Origin of the sequence: Burkholderia sp. DN3021, assembly GCF_049805555.1 — a bacterium.
Classification (GTDB): Bacteria; Pseudomonadota; Gammaproteobacteria; order Burkholderiales; family Burkholderiaceae; genus Burkholderia; species Burkholderia pyrrocinia_C.
This window is the reverse complement of record NZ_JBNCAB010000058.1, coordinates 25,896-42,958: the sequence shown is the minus strand read 5'-3', so window position 1 is coordinate 42,958 and position 17,063 is coordinate 25,896. Positions and strand designations below refer to the sequence as shown.

General features: G+C 67.6%; 17 protein-coding genes. 11 read left to right on the top strand and 6 right to left on the bottom strand.

Annotated features, from left to right (window positions below; all coding sequences use genetic code 11):
* Positions 1–125: 125 nt before the first annotated feature.
* Complete coding sequence (locus ACPUER_RS25125; protein WP_072436300.1) at positions 126–1,427, top strand: THUMP domain-containing class I SAM-dependent RNA methyltransferase; 1,302 nt, start codon at positions 126–128, stop codon at positions 1,425–1,427.
* Between the two features lie 60 nt (positions 1,428–1,487).
* On the opposite strand, the gene ACPUER_RS25120 is transcribed toward ACPUER_RS25125, so the two are convergent.
* Together ACPUER_RS25120 and ACPUER_RS25115 are read right to left on the bottom strand one after the other, a co-directional pair.
* Positions 1,488–1,952 carry an SRPBCC family protein gene (locus tag ACPUER_RS25120; RefSeq protein ID WP_175963064.1) on the bottom strand — a complete coding sequence of 155 codons (465 nt, stop codon included), beginning with the start codon at positions 1,950–1,952 and terminating at the stop codon, positions 1,488–1,490.
* Entirely contained in the window at positions 1,945–2,277 is a 333-nt protein-coding gene (locus ACPUER_RS25115; protein WP_175963065.1) for an ArsR/SmtB family transcription factor, read from the bottom strand. Before ACPUER_RS25115 ends, ACPUER_RS25120 begins: the two co-directional genes overlap by 8 nt.
* Before the next feature lie 169 nt (positions 2,278–2,446).
* Between ACPUER_RS25115 and ACPUER_RS25110 the strand changes: the two genes are divergently transcribed.
* Both ACPUER_RS25110 and ACPUER_RS25105 read left to right on the top strand, forming a co-directional pair.
* A complete protein-coding gene (locus ACPUER_RS25110; protein WP_072436303.1) occupies positions 2,447–2,851 on the top strand; it encodes a VOC family protein in 405 nt (134 codons plus the stop codon).
* 73 nt (positions 2,852–2,924) lie between these two features.
* Positions 2,925–3,611: a helix-turn-helix transcriptional regulator gene (locus ACPUER_RS25105; protein WP_034182756.1), complete on the top strand. Its 687-nt coding sequence runs from the start codon at positions 2,925–2,927 to the stop codon at positions 3,609–3,611.
* Positions 3,612–3,785: 174 nt separating this feature from the next.
* On the opposite strand, the gene ACPUER_RS25100 is transcribed toward ACPUER_RS25105, so the two are convergent.
* From ACPUER_RS25100 to ACPUER_RS25090, 3 genes are read right to left on the bottom strand one after another with little or no spacing between them, the layout of a single operon-like run.
* On the bottom strand, positions 3,786–5,240 hold the full coding sequence (locus ACPUER_RS25100) for an NAD(P)(+) transhydrogenase (Re/Si-specific) subunit beta (protein ID WP_425132409.1): 1,455 nt from the start codon (positions 5,238–5,240) through the stop codon (positions 3,786–3,788).
* The gene (locus ACPUER_RS25095) at positions 5,237–5,563 is read right to left on the bottom strand and encodes an NAD(P) transhydrogenase subunit alpha (protein WP_034182754.1); all 327 of its coding nucleotides are present in this window, start codon (positions 5,561–5,563) and stop codon (positions 5,237–5,239) included. Before ACPUER_RS25095 ends, ACPUER_RS25100 begins: the two co-directional genes overlap by 4 nt.
* A gap of 11 nt (positions 5,564–5,574) precedes the next feature.
* On the bottom strand, positions 5,575–6,714 hold the full coding sequence (locus ACPUER_RS25090) for a Re/Si-specific NAD(P)(+) transhydrogenase subunit alpha (RefSeq protein WP_034182753.1): 1,140 nt from the start codon (positions 6,712–6,714) through the stop codon (positions 5,575–5,577).
* A 286-nt stretch (positions 6,715–7,000) separates the two neighbouring features.
* Between ACPUER_RS25090 and ACPUER_RS25085 the strand changes: the two genes are divergently transcribed.
* From ACPUER_RS25085 to ACPUER_RS25075, 3 genes are all read left to right on the top strand, one after another.
* Positions 7,001–7,510, top strand: coding sequence for an NUDIX hydrolase (locus tag ACPUER_RS25085; protein WP_049030822.1), 510 nt, complete (start codon positions 7,001–7,003; stop codon positions 7,508–7,510).
* On the top strand, positions 7,507–8,655 hold the full coding sequence (gene mnmA / locus ACPUER_RS25080) for a tRNA 2-thiouridine(34) synthase MnmA (protein WP_175963067.1): 1,149 nt from the start codon (positions 7,507–7,509) through the stop codon (positions 8,653–8,655). The genes ACPUER_RS25085 and mnmA overlap by 4 nt, the downstream gene beginning before the upstream one ends.
* Positions 8,656–8,773: 118 nt before the next feature.
* Positions 8,774–10,393 carry an FMN-binding glutamate synthase family protein gene (locus ACPUER_RS25075; RefSeq protein WP_072436307.1) on the top strand — a complete coding sequence of 540 codons (1,620 nt, stop codon included), beginning with the start codon at positions 8,774–8,776 and terminating at the stop codon, positions 10,391–10,393.
* Between the two features lie 104 nt (positions 10,394–10,497).
* On the opposite strand, the gene ACPUER_RS25070 is transcribed toward ACPUER_RS25075, so the two are convergent.
* On the bottom strand, positions 10,498–11,109 hold the full coding sequence (locus ACPUER_RS25070; RefSeq protein WP_175963147.1) for a glutathione S-transferase family protein: 612 nt from the start codon (positions 11,107–11,109) through the stop codon (positions 10,498–10,500).
* Between the two features lie 186 nt (positions 11,110–11,295).
* Here ACPUER_RS25070 and ACPUER_RS25065 point away from each other — a divergent pair, with 186 nt between their 5' ends.
* From ACPUER_RS25065 to purH, 5 genes are all read left to right on the top strand, one after another.
* Positions 11,296–12,681, top strand: a complete 1,386-nt coding sequence (locus tag ACPUER_RS25065) for an aminopeptidase P N-terminal domain-containing protein (RefSeq protein WP_425132408.1) — start codon at positions 11,296–11,298, stop codon at positions 12,679–12,681.
* 40 nt (positions 12,682–12,721) lie between these two features.
* Positions 12,722–13,909, top strand: coding sequence for a UbiH/UbiF/VisC/COQ6 family ubiquinone biosynthesis hydroxylase (locus ACPUER_RS25060; protein ID WP_425132407.1), 1,188 nt, complete (start codon positions 12,722–12,724; stop codon positions 13,907–13,909).
* A 116-nt stretch (positions 13,910–14,025) separates the two neighbouring features.
* Positions 14,026–15,093 (top strand): tRNA dihydrouridine synthase DusB, encoded by a 1,068-nt coding sequence (dusB, locus tag ACPUER_RS25055; protein ID WP_174421738.1) that lies wholly within the window; start codon positions 14,026–14,028, stop codon positions 15,091–15,093.
* A complete protein-coding gene (locus tag ACPUER_RS25050; protein WP_006476892.1) occupies positions 15,090–15,323 on the top strand; it encodes a Fis family transcriptional regulator in 234 nt (77 codons plus the stop codon). The genes dusB and ACPUER_RS25050 overlap by 4 nt, the downstream gene beginning before the upstream one ends.
* Before the next feature lie 44 nt (positions 15,324–15,367).
* Entirely contained in the window at positions 15,368–16,933 is a 1,566-nt protein-coding gene (purH, locus tag ACPUER_RS25045) for a bifunctional phosphoribosylaminoimidazolecarboxamide formyltransferase/IMP cyclohydrolase (protein ID WP_034182747.1), read from the top strand.
* Positions 16,934–17,063: the final 130 nt, after the last annotated feature.

Genomic DNA, 17,063 nt, shown 5'->3' with positions numbered 1-17,063 from the left:
GCGCCGCTGCGCCGGGCCTCCCCGCGCGAACGCGGCCGTCGCGCCTGCGTCGCCGCGCCGAAACGCCGGCCCCGGTCGCCCGCGCCGCGTACAATGGTGGACTTTTGCACGTCCTCACCCGCCTTATGTCCTCGCCCACCCTGTACGAATTCTTCGCCCCCTGCCCGCGCGGCCTCGAAGCGGCGCTTGCCGCCGAGCTGGCCGAAATCGCCGGCCGCCACCTGAACGGCGCGCCGTTCACCGCGGGCGCGCAGGTGCCGGGCGGCGTCCATTTCAGCGGCGGCTGGGCCGCCGGCATGGCCGCGAACCTCCATTCGCGGATCGCGAGCCGGATCCTGCTGAAGATCGCGCACCGCGCGTACCGCAACGAGCAGGATGTCTATGCACTCGCGCTCGAGCAGCCATGGGAGCGCTGGTTCGCGGCGACGCAGACGCTGCGCGTCGACATCACCGCGATCAAGTCGCCGCTGAAAAGCCTCGAATTCGCGACGTTGCGCGTGAAGGACGCGATCTGCGACCGGATGCGCGACAAGACCGGCGCCCGCCCGAGCATCGACACGGGTGCGCCGGACGTGCGCGTGTTCGCGTTCCTGACGGCCAACGAGTGCACGCTGTACCTCGACACGTCGGGCGAGCCGCTGTTCAAGCGCGGCTGGCGCCTCGACAAGGGCGCGGCGCCGCTGCGCGAAAACCTCGCGGCCGGCATCCTGCGCCTGACGGGCTGGACGCCCGGCACGCCGCTGTACGACCCGATGTGCGGCAGCGGCACGTTCCTCGCGGAAGCCGCGCAGATCGCGCTCGGCGTGGCGCCGGGCGTCGAACGCCGGTTCGGCTTCGAAAAGCTCAAGCAGTACGACATCACCGCGTGGCAGGGGCTGAAGGTCCCGGCGCTGGACGCGAAGCGCGCGGCGCGCGGCAAGCGCGGCGATGCGCTCGGCGTGTACGGCAGCGACATTTCCGGCGACATGCTCGAGAAGGCGCGCGCGAACCTCGAGCGCGCGGGCGTGCCGTCGGTGTGGCTCAAGCAGGTCGACGCACGCGGGATGACGCCGCCGTGCGACGGGCCGGGCATCATCCTCGCGAACCCGCCGTACGGCGAGCGGATCGAGGTGCGCGGCCGCAGTGCGCGCGGCGAAGTGCGCGAGACGGGCCGCAACCGCGGCAACGACGACGCGTTCCGCCGCACGCACACCGACGCGCCGGACAGCGAGTTCTTCAACGCGCTCGGCGATGCGCTGAAACAGCGCTTCACGGGCTGGCAGGCGTTCCTGCTGACGTCCGACCGTTCGCTGCCGGGCCAGTTGCGGCTGCGCGAATCGGCGAAGACGCCGCTGTTCAACGGCGCGCTCGAATGCCGGCTGTTCCGCTTCGACCTGATCGCCGGCAGCGTGAAGGCGCGCCCGGCCGCGCCGGAAGGCGACGCGTAAGCGACACCATTGCGCGGTACCGCCATCGCGGCGCCCGCGCGCTCCTCCCGCCGGCGCGCGTCAGTGCTTCGACTTCGACCAGCGCCCCATCGTGAACGGCAGTGCGTGCCCCGTCTCGAGCAGCGTCTTCAGGCTCGACAGCACGACCGGCCACCCGCCGCGAATCCCGCGATCCATCTCCGAACCGGCCACGAGCCCGTCGTGCGTGACGGTCAGCTTCACGACGCCCTCGTGCGGCTCGACGAGATAGGTCACGCGCGATTCCTCGCCGTCTCCCGACGGCGTACGCCACGTGACGACCAGCCGGTGCGGTGGATCGTTCTCGACCACTTCGCCGACGATGTCGACCCGCGACGGATCGTCGTAGTCCTGATGTTCCCATCGCGAGCCCGGCCGCCAGTCGGGCGACGCGTTGCGATGCCGTACCCAGTAGTCCTTCGTCAGCTCGGCGTTGGTCAGCGCGTCGAACACGCGCTCGGGCGTCGCCGCGATGAAGGTCACGTACACAAAGGCGGGATTACTCATCGTCGTCTCCTGTGCCGCGGGCCGCTTCCAGCCCGCGCTTGAGATCCGCCAGCGCCTGCAGGCGCTGACGCTCGAACTTGCCGATCCAGCGTTCCGCGATGTCGTGGATCGGCACCGGATTCAGGTAATGCAGCTTCTCCCTGCCGCGCCATGCGGTCGAGACGAGGTTCGCGGCCTCGAGCAGCGCGAGATGCTTGCTCACGGCCTGCCGGCTCATCGCGAGTCCGTCGCACAGCCCGGACAGGGTCTGGCCGCTTTTCGCATGCAGCAGGTCGAGCAACTGACGGCGCGTGGCATCGGCCAGCGCCTTGAAAACGAGATCCATGCCGCTCCCGGGTCGATGGTCTTATTATGCAACCAAATGGTTGCATGTCAAGGATGACAACTCTACTGACAATACGGTGTCAGCAGGCCGCGATCACACTGCAATCCCGGCGCAATGCAACGCTGGTTTCCACACAGAACCCGAATAACAACGCAACAAGGAGTTCGTCATGACGTCCGCAACTGCCACCGCAACCCTGGAACGCGCAATCGCTTGGTTCGACATTCCGTCCCTCGATTTCGACCGCGCGATCCGCTTTTACGAAACCGTGCTGCAAACCACGCTGCAGCGCGAAGTCATCGGCGGCGTGCCGATGGCGATGTTCGATCACGAGGCGTCGAGCACGGGCGGCAGCATCGTGTTCGATCCGCAGCAGATGAAGCCGAGCGCGAACGGCGTGCTCGTCTACCTGAACGCCGGCGACTCGGTCGTCGCGGCGCTCGAGCGCGCGAAGCGCGCGGGCGGCGTCGTGCAGGGCTCGGTCGTCGAACTGCCGAACAACTACGGCTACATCGGCTACCTGATCGATACCGAAGGCAACCGCGTCGGCCTGCACGCGCCGAAATGCCATTGAGCGCATCGGTCATCGGGGCGGTGCGGCGCTATCATCGCGAAGTCCCCTTAGCCGTTGGAATCGAGGTGCTGCCATGACACGCCGTGCCGACCGCCTGTTCCAGATCGCCGAGCTGTTGCGCGGGCGCCGTCTCACGACCGCGCAGCAGTTGGCCGACTGGCTGTCGGTGTCGCCGCGCACGGTCTATCGCGACGTGCGCGACCTGCAACTGTCAGGGGTGCCGATCGAAGGCGAAGCCGGCATCGGCTACCGGCTGAACCGCAACGCAAGCCTGCCGCCGCTCACGTTCACGGCCGAGGAGCTCGCGGCGCTCGCCACCGGCGCGCGCATGCTCGAGACCTGGGGCGGTGCGCGCTTCGCGAGCGGCGCCCGCTCGGCGCTTGCGAAGATCGCGTCGGCGATGCCGGCCGACAAGCGCACGGCGCTCGACCGCCTGCCCGTGTTCGCGCCGTCGTTCCACATCGACGAGACGTTTTGCGCGAAGGTCGACGCGATCCACCAGGCCATCGACACGCGCCACATCGTCAGCTTCGGCTACCGCGACCGGCTCGGCGCGCATTCGCAACGCCGCGTGTGGCCGCTCGGGCTCGTCTACTGGGGCGGGCGCTGGACGATCGGCGCGTGGTGCGAGCTGCGCGACGATTTCCGCACCTTCGACATCGCGCGGATGGGCGACATCACCGTGCACGAGCAGTTTCCGGACATGGAAGGACGGCGGATCGCCGACTACATGCGAATCGCGGAAGCGCCGATGCGCTGATGCGATCCGGCGGTCCGGCGGTCCGGCGATCGTGCGCGTGCGGGATGCGATCGCCGCGTGCATCGCGAACCTCGTCGCACCCATGAAAAAGACCCGGCCGGCTTGCGCCGGTCGGGCCTGTCCGGGCGGACCGCCCCTGCATTGAAGCAGGCGCCCGCGTTGCCGGTGCGTACGCTACTCGACGGCCTTCACCATGTCCTCGATGACCTTCTTCGCATCGCCGAAGACCATCATCGTCTTGTCCATGTAGAAGAGATCGTTGTCGAGGCCCGCGTAGCCGGCCGCCATCGAACGCTTGTTGACGATCACCGTGCGCGCCTTGTACGCCTCGATGATCGGCATCCCCGCGATCGGCGATTTCGGATCGTTCTTCGCGGCCGGGTTCACGACGTCGTTCGCGCCGAGCACCAGCACCACGTCGGCCTGACCCAACTCGCCGTTGATGTCCTCCATCTCGAACACGATGTCGTACGGCACTTCCGCTTCCGCGAGCAGCACGTTCATGTGCCCCGGCATCCGCCCGGCAACCGGATGGATCGCATAGCGCACGTCGACGCCCTTCTCGATCAGCTTGTCGGTCAGCTCCTTCAGCGCGTGCTGCGCGCGGGCGACGGCCAGCCCGTAGCCCGGCACGATCACGATCGATTCCGCGTTGCCGAGCATGAACGACGCATCCTCGGCCGAGCCCGACTTCACCGGCCGCTGCTCCTGCGCGCCCGCCGCGCCGCCGGCGGCCGCCTCGCCGCCGAAGCCGCCGAGGATCACGTTGAAGAACGAACGGTTCATCGCGTGGCACATGATGTACGACAGGATCGCGCCCGACGAGCCGACCAGCGAGCCGGCGATGATCAGCATCGCGTTGTTCAGCGAGAAGCCGATGCCGGCCGCGGCCCACCCCGAGTACGAGTTCAGCATCGACACGACCACCGGCATGTCCGCGCCGCCGATCGGGATGATGATCAGCACGCCGAGCACGAACGCGATCGCCGTCATGATGATGAACGGCAGCCACGCCTGCGTGATGACGAACAGGATGCCGAAGCCGAGCATCGCGATCGCGAGCATCAGGTTGATCAGGTGCTGGCCCGCATACACGACCGGCGCGCCCTGGAACAGCCGGAACTTGTACTTGCCCGACAGCTTGCCGAACGCGATCACCGACCCGGAGAACGTGATCGCGCCGACGAACGTGCCGATGAACAGCTCGACGCGGTTGCCGTACGGGATGAAGTTCGACGCGACGGCGTCCTGCGGCACGAGCCCGAACGCTTCCGGCTCGGACACCACCGCATATGCGATGCACACGGCCGCGAGACCGATCAGCGAGTGCATCGCCGCGACGAGTTCCGGCATCTTCGTCATCTCGACGCGCGCGGCGACGAACGCACCGACAGCGCCGCCGACGACCAGCGCGCCGAGCACCAGCGCAATGCCGAGCGGCAGGTTCGCGCCGAGCCAGGCCGCCTGCTTGACGATCAGCGCGACCGTCGTGAGGATCGCGATGGCCATCCCGACCATCCCGAACAGGTTGCCGCGCCGCGCGCTCTTCGGGTTCGACAGGCCCTTCAGCGCCTGGATGAAGCACACCGATGCGACGAGGTACAGCAGGGTAACGACGTTCATGCTCATCGCGCGCCCTCCTTGCCGCCCTCGACACGCTTGGGCTCCTTCTTGCGGAACATCTCGAGCATTCGCCTCGTCACGAGAAAGCCGCCGAACACGTTGACGGCCGCGAGCGCGACCGCGAGCGTGCCGAAGAACTTGCCGGTCACGCCGACGGTGAGCGCCGCCGCGAGCATCGCGCCGACGATCACGATCGCCGAGATCGCGTTGGTCACGGCCATCAGCGGCGTATGGAGCGCCGGCGTGACGTTCCAGACGACGTGGTAGCCGACGTACACCGCCAGCACGAAGATGATCACGTTGATCACCGTGTGATTGATGACTTCCATGGTCTCCTCCGTTATTTGCGGGTGACTTCGCCGTCGCGGCACAGCAGCGTCGCGGCGACGATGTCGTCGGTCAGGTCGATGTTCAGCGTGCCTTCCTTCGTGACGATCAGCTTCATGAAGTCGAGCAGGTTGCGCGCGTACAGCGCCGACGCGTCCGACGCGACCATCGATGCGAGGTTCGTGTAGCCGGCGATCGTCACGCCGTTGTGCACGATCACCTGGTCGGCGACCGTCAGCGGACAGTTGCCGCTCTTCCTGCCGTCGAATTCCGGGCCGCGGCCGGCCGCGAGATCGACCAGCACCGAGCCCGGCTTCATCGACTGCGCGGTTTCGACCGAGATCAGCGTCGGCGCCGGGCGCCCGGGAATCAGCGCGGTGGTGATCACGATGTCGGCCTGCTTCGCACGCTCGTGCACGAGCGCGGCCTGGCGGCCGAGCCACGACGGCGGCATCGGGCGCGCATAACCGCCGACACCCTGCGCGGCCTCGCGCTCTTCGTCGGTTTCGAACGGGACGTCGAGGAATTTCGCGCCGAGCGACTCGATCTGCTCCTTCACGGCCGGCCGCACGTCGGAAGCCTCGATCACGGCGCCCAGCCGCTTCGCGGTCGCGATCGCCTGCAAGCCAGCGACGCCCGCGCCGAGAATCAGCACGCGCGCGGCCTTCACGGTGCCTGCGGCCGTCATCAGCATCGGGAAGAAGCGCGGATACAGCGCCGCGGCGACGAGCACGGCCTTGTAGCCCGCGATATTCGCCTGCGACGACAGCACGTCGAGACTCTGCGCGCGCGTCGTGCGCGGCGCGGCTTCGAGCGCGAAGCCCGTCACGCCGGCCGCGGCCAGTTTCGCCGCCTGCTCGCCGTTGAACGGCTCGAGCATGCCGACCAGCACGGAGCCGCGCTTCAGCGATGGCAGTTCCGCGTCGGTGGGCGCCTGGACCTTCAACACGATGTCGGCATCAAAAGCAGCCGACTGGTCGGTCAATTCGGCACCGGCGGCCGCATAGGCTTGGTCGGGATAACTGGCTGCGACGCCGGCCCCTTTCGCGATACTGACGCGATGGCCGGCAGCCGCGTATTTCTTCACGGTTTCCGGCGTCGCGGCCACACGCGCCTCGTTCGCCCGCGTTTCAGCAGGCACTCCAATATGCATCGTCAGTTCCTCCAGTCATTGTCAGTATTTCTTTTCTTGCGATTTTTACTGCACAACGAGCCGGACAGGCTGACTTACCGGCTCACGGGCAACGGCGTTCACGCTGCACTTTAACCGAAAGCGACGGTCGCGCCAGTACATTCCGCACGATCGTGCGCGAATGCGACATTCACTCGACTCGCAGCGCCACGCATCGGCAGGACGGCCGGTTTGCGAGGGTCGGATTCGCCTATCGTCAGATCAGACGCCGGGCAGCGTTCGGGCGCAACCGGTAAAATGCCGAACCATGAAACCCGAAATCTGGACCCCGCATGTGACGGTCGCCGCGCTCGTCGAGCACGCCGGCCGCTTTCTCGTGATCGAGGAAGAAACCTCGACGGGCCTGCGCATCAACCAGCCGGCCGGCCATCTCGAAGCAGGCGAAACGCTGGCCGACGCCGTGATCCGCGAGACGCTCGAGGAAACCGCGCACCCGTTCACGCCCGACGCGCTCGTCGGCGTCTATCTCGCGCACTACGACCGCCCCGGCACCGCCGGCGCGACCTACCTGCGCTTCACGTTCTGCGGCACGGCCGGCGAGCCGGTCGCGGGCCACGTGCTCGACGACGGCATCGTCCGCACGCTGTGGATGACGGCCGACGAACTGCGTGCATGCAGCGAGCGCCACCGCTCGCCCGCGGTGATGCGATGCGTCGACGACTATCTCGCCGGGCGGCGCATTCCGCTCGATTTCGTGCACACGCATTCGGTCGCGCCGCGCCCCGAAGCATTCGAACGTCAGGCGGTCAACAAATGAGCAAGCGCCGTGTAGTGGTGGGCATGTCGGGCGGCGTCGATTCGTCGGTGACCGCGTGGCTGCTGAAGGAACAGGGCTACGACGTGGTCGGCCTGTTCATGAAGAACTGGGAAGACGACGACGACGGCGAATACTGCTCGACGCGCCAGGACTGGATCGACGTCGTGTCGGTGGCCGACCTGATCGGCATCGACGTGGAAGCCGTCAACTTCGCGGCGGAGTACAAGGACCGCGTGTTCGCCGAGTTCCTGCGCGAATACTCGGCCGGCCGCACGCCGAACCCCGACGTGCTGTGCAACGCCGAGATCAAGTTCAAGGCGTTCCTCGATCACGCGATGTCGCTCGACGCCGAAATGATCGCGACCGGCCACTACGCGCGCGTGCGCGAGCGCGACGGGCGCTTCGAACTGCTGAAGGCGTTCGATCATACGAAAGACCAGTCGTACTTCCTGCACCGGCTGAACCAGGCGCAACTGTCGAAGACGATGTTCCCGCTCGGCGAGATCCCGAAGACCAAGGTGCGCGAGATCGCCGCGCAGATCGGGCTGCCCAACGCGAAGAAGAAGGATTCGACCGGCATCTGCTTCATCGGCGAACGGCCGTTCCGCGATTTCCTGAACCGCTACCTTCCGACGAAACCGGGCCCGATGAAGACGCCCGACGGCAAGGTCGTCGGCGAGCACATCGGCCTCGCGTTCTACACGTTCGGCCAGCGCAAGGGCATCGGCCTCGGCGGCAGCAAGAGCGGCAGCGGCGAGCCGTGGTTCGTCGCCGCGAAGGACATCGCGTCGAACACGCTGTATGTCGTGCAGGGCCACGATCATCCGTGGCTGCTGTCGCGGCAGCTCGTCGCCGGCAACGTGAGCTGGGTCGCCGGCGAGCCGCCGGCGGAAGGCTTCGCGTGCGGCGCGAAGACGCGCTACCGGCAGGCCGATGCCGCGTGCACGTTCGCGCATGCCGGCGGCGAGCGCTTCTCGCTCGCGTTCGACGCCGAGCAGTGGGCCGTCACGCCCGGCCAGTCGGCCGTGCTGTACGACGGCGAGATCTGTCTCGGCGGCGGCATCATCGAGTTCGCGGCAACCGGCCAGCCCGGCCAGGCCGCAGCCGCGGAAGGCCACGCACCGGCGCTCGCCGAAGCACGCTGACACCTATTCGGTTTAGACTTGCGGCACGCCGCGCCCGGCGGAACACGATTCCGCCGCGGTCGGCGTGCCGCCGCGCAGCGCACGCATGGCGGCATTTCAAGATTCTTACGGAGTCCCCATGCTTTCACGACGCTATCTGGCGATGTGGTGTGCCGTCCTGCTGCTCGCCGCGACGGCCGCGCTCGCGTCGATCCACGCACTCTCCTGGCTGTGGATCCTGATCCCCGCCGCCCTCGTCGCGCTCGGCCTGTACGACCTGAAGCAGGACCGTCACGCGATCCTGCGCAACTACCCGCTCTGGGGCCATTTCCGCTTCCTGTTCGAGTTCATCCGCCCCGAGATCCGCCAGTACTTCGTCGAGGACGACACCGACGAGAAACCGTTCTCGCGCGCGCAGCGCAGCCTCGTCTACCAGCGCGCGAAGAACGTCGCCGACAATCGCCCGTACGGCACCGAGCTGAACGTGAAGGCCGTCGCGCACGAATGGATCAGCCACTCGCTCGCGCCGACCAAGCTGCCGAACCACGATTTCCGCATCCGCGTCGGCGCGAATCGCGCGCAACCGTACGACATCTCAATCTTCAACATCTCGGCAATGAGCTTCGGCTCGCTGTCCGCGAACGCGATCCGCTCGCTGAACCTCGGCGCGAAGAAAGGCGGTTTCGCGCACGACACCGGCGAAGGCTCGCTGTCGAAGTACCACCGCGAGAACGGCGGCGACATCATCTGGGAAATCGCGTCGGGCTACTTCGGCTGCCGCAACGACGACGGCACGTTCAACCCCGACAAGTTCGCGAAGCAGGCCGCCGATCCGCAGGTCAAGATGATCGAGGTGAAGCTGTCGCAGGGCGCGAAGCCCGGCCACGGCGGCGTGCTGCCGGCCGCGAAGATCACGCCGGAGATCGCCGAGACGCGCGGCGTGCCGATGGGCAAGGACTGCATCTCGCCCGCGACGCACTCCGAATTCTCGACGCCGCGCGGGCTGCTCGAATTCGTCGAACGGCTGCGCACGCTGTCGGGCGGCAAGCCGACCGGCTTCAAGCTGTGCGTCGGCCATCCGTGGGAATTCTTCGGGATCGCGAAGGCGATGGTCGAGACCGGCATCGTGCCGGACTTCATCGTCGTCGACGGCGCGGAAGGCGGCACGGGCGCGGCGCCGCTCGAATTCACCGACCACGTCGGCGTACCGCTGCAGGAAGGGCTGCTGCTCGTGCACAACACGCTCGTCGGGATCGGCGTGCGCGACCGCGTGAAGATCGGCGCGAGCGGCAAGATCATCACCGCGTTCGACGTCGCGCGCACGCTCGCGATCGGCGCGGACTGGGTGAACTCGGCGCGCGGCTTCATGTTCGCGGTCGGCTGCATCCAGGCGCAGACCTGCCACACGGGCCGCTGCCCGACCGGCGTCGCGACGCAGGACCCGGTGCGCCAGCGCGCGCTCGTCGTGCCCGACAAGGCCGACCGCGTGTACAACTTCCACCGCAATACGCTGCACGCGCTGCAGGAACTCGTGCAGGCGGCCGGCCTCGCGCATCCGTCCGAGCTGCGCGCGCATCACATCGTGCAGCGCATCGCGCCGCACGAGGTCCGGCTGATGTCGCAGTTGCTGAAATACCTGAAGCCCGGCGCGCTGCTCGACGGCAACCATTGCGGCTTCTCTCTGTACGACAAGTGGTGGCCGATTGCGCGCAGCGATTCGTTCACGCTCGGCGAAACCGTCTACGCGTCGATCGAGTGACGCTCGCAACCGCCCCGCTCCGGGCGGCCCGGCAAAAAGAAAAGCGCCCCGCGGGGCGCTTTTCTTTCGTCTGCCGAATGTGTGACTGCGTGGCCGGCAGCGGCTCAGTTCTGCGGCAGCGTGTCGGCGAACGACTGCCGCTGCAGCAGCTTCACGAAGTGCTTGTCGAGGTTCGGGTGGCGATCGCGCCAGTTGACCTCGGGCATCCGGAAGTCGAGATAACCGAGCGCGCAGCCGAGCGCGATGTCGGCGAGCGAGTAATGATTACCGACGCACCACGTCTTGCCGCCAAGACCCTGCGACATCGCAACGAGCGCATCGTCGATCTTGCGCTGCTGGCGCGCGATCCAGCTCGCGCTGCGCTGCGCCTCGTCGCGCATCGTGTGTTCGAGACGAATCGCGACCGCCGCGTCGAGCACGCCGTCGCCCAGCGCTTCCCAGCAGCGCACTTCGACGCGCTCGCGGCCCGACGGCGGAATCAGCTTGCCGACCGGCGACAGCGTATCGACGTATTCGCAGATCACGCGGGAATCGAACACCGCGGCACCATCTTCCATCACGAGGCACGGGACCTTGCCGAGCGGATTCGATGCATGAATATCCGTCTCCGGCGCCCACACGTTCTCGAGCTCCAGCTTGTAGTCGATCTTCTTTTCAGCGAGCACGATCCGCGCCTTTCGGACGTACGGGCTGCTGAGCGAACCGATTAATTTCATCATCTGCCTTTTTAAGGGAACCGCCGAGAGTATACGTTGTCGCCGATCATAACCGGCCAGCGGCGCGCGGTAGAAAATCGCCCGGCCGGCCTGTGGATGGTTTGCAACAGCCGCCGTAGCGGTCCTTCCGGCGCGGCTTCCCGCCCCTCTCTCACGCGCCGCGTCCGCCGGCGCTACAATCGCACGATGAATGCGCCCCACGATACCGCCATCGCCGTCGACGTCTACCGCCAGCGCCGTGAACGCGTGCTTGCCGCACTGCGCGCCGCCGGCGGCGGCGTCGCCATCGTCCCCACCGCGCCGGAACTGCTGCGCAACCGCGATACGGCCTACCCGTACCGGTACGACAGCTACTTCCACTACCTGACGGGCTTCACCGAACCGGATGCCGTGCTCGTGCTGAACGCGGCCGCGCCGCACGGCGCGCCGGAGTCGATCCTGTTCTGCCGCGGCAAGAACGTCGACCGCGAGATCTGGGAAGGCTTCCACTACGGGCCCGAAGCCGCACGCGATGCGTTCGGCTTCGACGCGGCGTTCGCGGTCGACGTGATCGACACCGAGATGCCGCGCCTGCTCGCCGATGCGGGCACCGTGCACTACCGGTTCGGCGCGTCGGCCGACTTCGACCGGCAGCTCGCGGGCTGGCTCGACGCGGTGCGCGCGCAGGCGCGCTCGGGCGTCGCCGCGCCGGACGCGATGCTCGACCTCACGCCGCTCGTCGACGACATGCGGCTCGTGAAGGACGAACACGAACTCGCGATCATGATGCGCGCCGCGCACATCTCCGCGCTCGCGCACCGCCGCGCGATGCAGGCGTGCCGCCCCGGCATCCGCGAATACGAACTCGAGGCCGAGCTGCTGTATACGTTCCGCAAGCACGGCGCGCAGGCGCCTGCGTATGGCTCGATCGTCGCGGCCGGCGCGAACGCGTGCGTGCTGCACTACCTGGCCGGCAACGCGGCCGCGCAGGACGGCGACCTGATCCTGATCGACGCCGCCTGCGAACTCGACGGCTACGCATCGGACATCACGCGCACGTTCCCGGCCAACGGGCGCTTCTCGCCCGCGCAGCGCGCGCTATACGACATCGTGCTCGCCGCGCAGCAGGCCGCGATCGATGCGACGCGCGCGGGCGTGCCGTTCGAGGCGCCGCACGATGCGGCCGTGCGCGTGCTCGCGCAGGGGCTGCTCGATACCGGCATCATCCCGAAAGCACGCTTCTCGAACGTCGACGACGTGATCGCCGAGCGCGCGTACACGCGCTTCTACATGCACCGCACGGGCCACTGGATCGGCATGGACGTGCATGACTGCGGCGACTACCGCGAGCGGCTCGCCGAGCGCGACGGCAACGGCGCACTGCCGTGGCGCACGCTGAAGCCCGGCATGACGCTGACGGTCGAGCCCGGCCTGTATGTGCGCGCAGCCGACGACGTGCCGCCCGAGTACTGGAACATCGGCATCCGCATCGAGGACGACGCAATCGTGCGCGAGCACGGCTGCGAGCTGATCACGCGCGGCGTGCCTGTCGACGCCGCCGAGATCGAAGCGCTGATGCGCGCGGGCGCATGACCGGCCGCTGCCGACCGTTACCTCCGTTTCACGAATCAAGATGACGACCGCTTCCTCCCCGGCCACACCGGATTACGACCTCGCCATCGTCGGCGCGGGCCCCGTCGGGCTCGCGCTCGCCGGCTGGCTCGCGCGCCGCAGCGCAACGCAGCACGCGTCGATCGCGCTGATCGATGCGCGCGAACCGGCCGCGAGCGCAAACGACCCGCGCGCGATCGCCGTCTCGCACGGCAGCCGCGTGCTGCTCGACACGCTCGCGTGGCCTGCCGACGCAACGCCGATCGAGCATATCCACGTATCGCAGCGCGGCCATTTCGGCCGCACGCTGATCGACCGCGACGAGCACGACCTCGCCGCGCTCGGTTATGTCGTGCGCTACGGCTCGCTCGTGCAGGCGCTCGCGGACGCCGTGCGCGGCACACGCGTCGACTGGCTCACGTCGACCACCGCGCGCGCGCCGCAGCAGGACGCCGACGGCGTCACGCTGACGCTCGACGGCCCGCAGGGCGAGCGCACGCTGCGCGCGCGCATCGTCATCAACGCCGAAGGCGGGCTGTTCCACGAACAGCACGCCGACGCCGGCAAGCATCGCCGCGACTACGGGCAGACCGCGCTCGTCGGCACGGTCACGGTATCGGCGCCGCGCCCGAACGTCGCATGGGAACGCTTCACGCACGAAGGCCCGCTCGCGCTGCTGCCGCTCGGCGGGCCGCGCCAGGCCGACTACGCGCTCGTCTGGTGCTGCACGCCCGACGAAGCGGCACGCCGCGCGGCGCTGCCCGACGACACGTTCCTGCGCGAGCTCGGCAGCGCGTTCGGCGAACGCATGGGCCAGTTCGTCGCGATCGCGGGCCGCGCATCGTTCCCGCTCGGGCTGAACGCCGCGCAAACGCTCGTCAGCGGCCGCGTCGCGATCGTCGGCAATGCCGCGCAAACCCTGCACCCCGTCGCGGGCCAGGGGCTCAACCTCGGGCTGCGCGACGCGCATACGCTCGTCGACGCGCTGTCCGCGCAGCGCTTCGATGCGACCGCACTTGCGACCTTCAACGCTCGCCGCGCGCTCGACCGGCGCTTCACGATCGGCGCGACCGACACGCTGGCGCGGCTGTTCACGATCGACACGGGCCCGCTCCCGCTGCTGCGCGGCGCCGCGCTCACCGCGCTCGAATTCGTGCCGCCGCTCAAGAAGGCGATCGCGCGCCAGATGATGTTCGGCCAGCGCAACTGACGCGCGGGCGCGCCACACAAACCGGGTCAAATCGGCGGGACATGGGAATACGGTAAAATACGCGTTTTCCCTCCGCCCTTTTCATGCCCGCGCCGGTCGCGGGCGGTGCCATTGCGATGCCCGTTATCGGCTCTCACGTATTGCGTAACAACCTGTTCGTCGCCCCGATGGCCGGGGTGACGGATCGTCCGTTCCGCCAGCTGTGCAAGCGGCTGGGGGCCGGTTACGCCGTGTCCGAGATGGTCGCGTCCAACGCGCAGCTGTGGAAAAGCGCGAAGACGATGCGGCGCGCGAACCACGAAGGCGAAGTGGAGCCGATCGCGGTGCAGATCGCCGGCGCCGACCCGGCGATGATGGCCGAAGCGGCACGCTACAACGTCGACAACGGCGCGCAGATCATCGACATCAATATGGGCTGCCCGGCGAAAAAGGTCTGCAACGTCGCGGCCGGCTCCGCGCTGCTGCAGAACGAGCCGCTCGTGCAGCGGATCGTCGAGGCCGTCGTCGCGGCGGTCGGCACGGGGCCCGATGCGGTGCCCGTCACGCTGAAGATCCGCACCGGCTGGGATCGCGAGCACAAGAACGCGATCACGGTCGCGCGGCTGGCCGAAGCCGCCGGCATCTCGATGCTCACCGTGCACGGCCGCACGCGCGCCGACCTGTACCGCGGCGACGCCGAATACGACACCATCGCGGCCGTGAAGGCGGCCGTGCGAATTCCGGTCGTCGCGAACGGCGACATCACGTCGCCCGCAAAAGCGAAGGCCGTGCTCGACGCAACGGGCGCCGACGCATTGATGATCGGTCGTGCCGCGCAAGGACGGCCGTGGCTGTTCCGCGAAATCGATCATTTCCTGCAAACCGGCGAGCTGCTGCCCCCGCCGTTGATCGACGAGATCCAGCACGTGATGAACGAACACCTGGAAGACCACTACGCTTTCTATGGTGAATTCACGGGAGTCCGTACTGCGCGCAAGCACATCGGCTGGTACACTCGCGGCCTTTCCGGTGCCAACGGGTTCCGGCACAGGATGAACACGCTCGATTCCTCCCGCGAGCAGCTCGCCGCCGTCAATGCATTCTTCGAGGCGCAAAAGGCGCTGTCGGACCATCTCGTCTACGTCGATGACGAAGAGGAAAACGGCCAGGGCGAGTCGGACGACCATAACCAGTTAGCAGCATGAGCAAGCACAACATCGAACAATGTGTCCGCGAGAGCCTGGACGTGTATTTCCGGGATCTAGACGGCTCCAATCCGCACGACGTCTATGAAATGGTGATGTCCTGCGTCGAAAAGCCGATGCTCGAGGTCGTGCTCGTACAGGCAGGCGGCAACCAGTCGCTCGCCGCGGAGTACCTCGGCATCAATCGCAATACGCTGCGCAAGAAGCTGCAGCAGCACGGCCTGCTGTAGTCGGCCGTCCCGTCCCCGTTTCCCTGGCTATTGGTGGTTCCATCATGATCAAGCAAGCGCTCATTTCCGTTTCCGACAAGACCGGCATCGTCGACTTCGCGAAGTCGCTGTCCGACCTCGGCGTCAAGCTGCTGTCGACGGGCGGCACCGCGAAACTGCTCGCCGACGCGGGCCTGCCCGTTACCGAAGTGGCCGACTACACGGGCTTTCCGGAAATGCTCGATGGGCGCGTGAAGACGCTCCACCCGAAGGTGCACGGCGGCATCCTCGCGCGCCGCGACCTGCCCGAGCACATGCAGGCGCTGGAACAGCACGGCATCCCGACGATCGACCTGCTCGTCGTGAACCTGTATCCGTTCGTCGCGACGATCGCGAAGGACGACTGCACGCTCGCCGACGCGATCGAGAACATCGACATCGGCGGCCCGACGATGCTGCGCTCCGCTGCGAAGAACCACCGCGACGTGACGGTCGTCGTCGATCCGGCCGATTACGCGGTCGTGCTCGATGAAATGAAGGCGAACGGCAACACGGTCGGCTACCCGACCAACTTCCGCCTCGCGACGAAGGTGTTCGCGCACACCGCGCAATACGACGGCGCGATCACGAACTACCTGACGAGCCTGACCGACGAGCTGAAGCACGCATCGCGCAATGCGTACCCGGCGACGCTGAACATGGCGTTCGACAAGGTGCAGGACCTGCGCTACGGCGAAAACCCGCACCAGAGCGCGGCGTTCTACCGCGATATCTCGACGCCGGCCGGCGCGCTCGCGAACTACCGCCAGCTGCAGGGCAAGGAACTGTCGTACAACAACATCGCGGATTCGGACGCGGCGTGGGAATGCGTGAAGACGTTCGACGCGCCTGCCTGCGTGATCATCAAGCATGCGAACCCGTGCGGCGTCGCGGTCGGCAACGACTCGGCCGACGCGTACGCGAAGGCGTTCCAGACCGACCCGACCTCCGCGTTCGGCGGCATCATCGCGTTCAACCGCGAAGTCGACGAAGCGGCCGCGCAGGCTGTCGCGAAGCAGTTCGTCGAAGTGCTGATCGCGCCGTCGTTCTCCGACGCCGCGAAGCAGGTGTTCGCCGCGAAGCAGAACGTGCGCCTGCTCGAAATCGCATTGGGCGACGGCCATAACGCATTCGACCTGAAGCGCGTGGGCGGCGGCCTGCTCGTGCAGTCGCTCGATTCGAAGAACGTGCAGCCGCACGAGCTGCGCGTGGTCACGAAGCGCCACCCGACGCCGAAGGAAATGGACGACCTGCTGTTCGCGTGGCGCGTCGCGAAGTACGTGAAGTCGAACGCGATCGTGTTCTGCGGCAACGGCATGACGCTCGGCGTCGGCGCAGGCCAGATGAGCCGCGTCGATTCCGCGCGCATCGCGAGCATCAAGGCGCAGAATGCCGGCCTGACGCTGGCCGGTTCGGCCGTCGCGTCGGATGCGTTCTTCCCGTTCCGCGACGGCCTCGACGTCGTCGTGGCGGCCGGCGCGACCTGCGTGATCCAGCCGGGCGGCTCGGTGCGCGACGACGAAGTGATCGCGGCAGCCGACGAGCACAACATCGCGATGATCCTGACGGGCGTGCGCCACTTCCGTCACTGATCGCATGCGGCCCGCGCGGCCGTTGCACGAAAACCCGGCGGCGTCGCACCCGCCGGGTTTTTTATTGCGCGGCGCCGGCGCGCGCGACCTTGCGGCCAGCTCGCCGCACCATTCGTTGTAGTATCGCTGC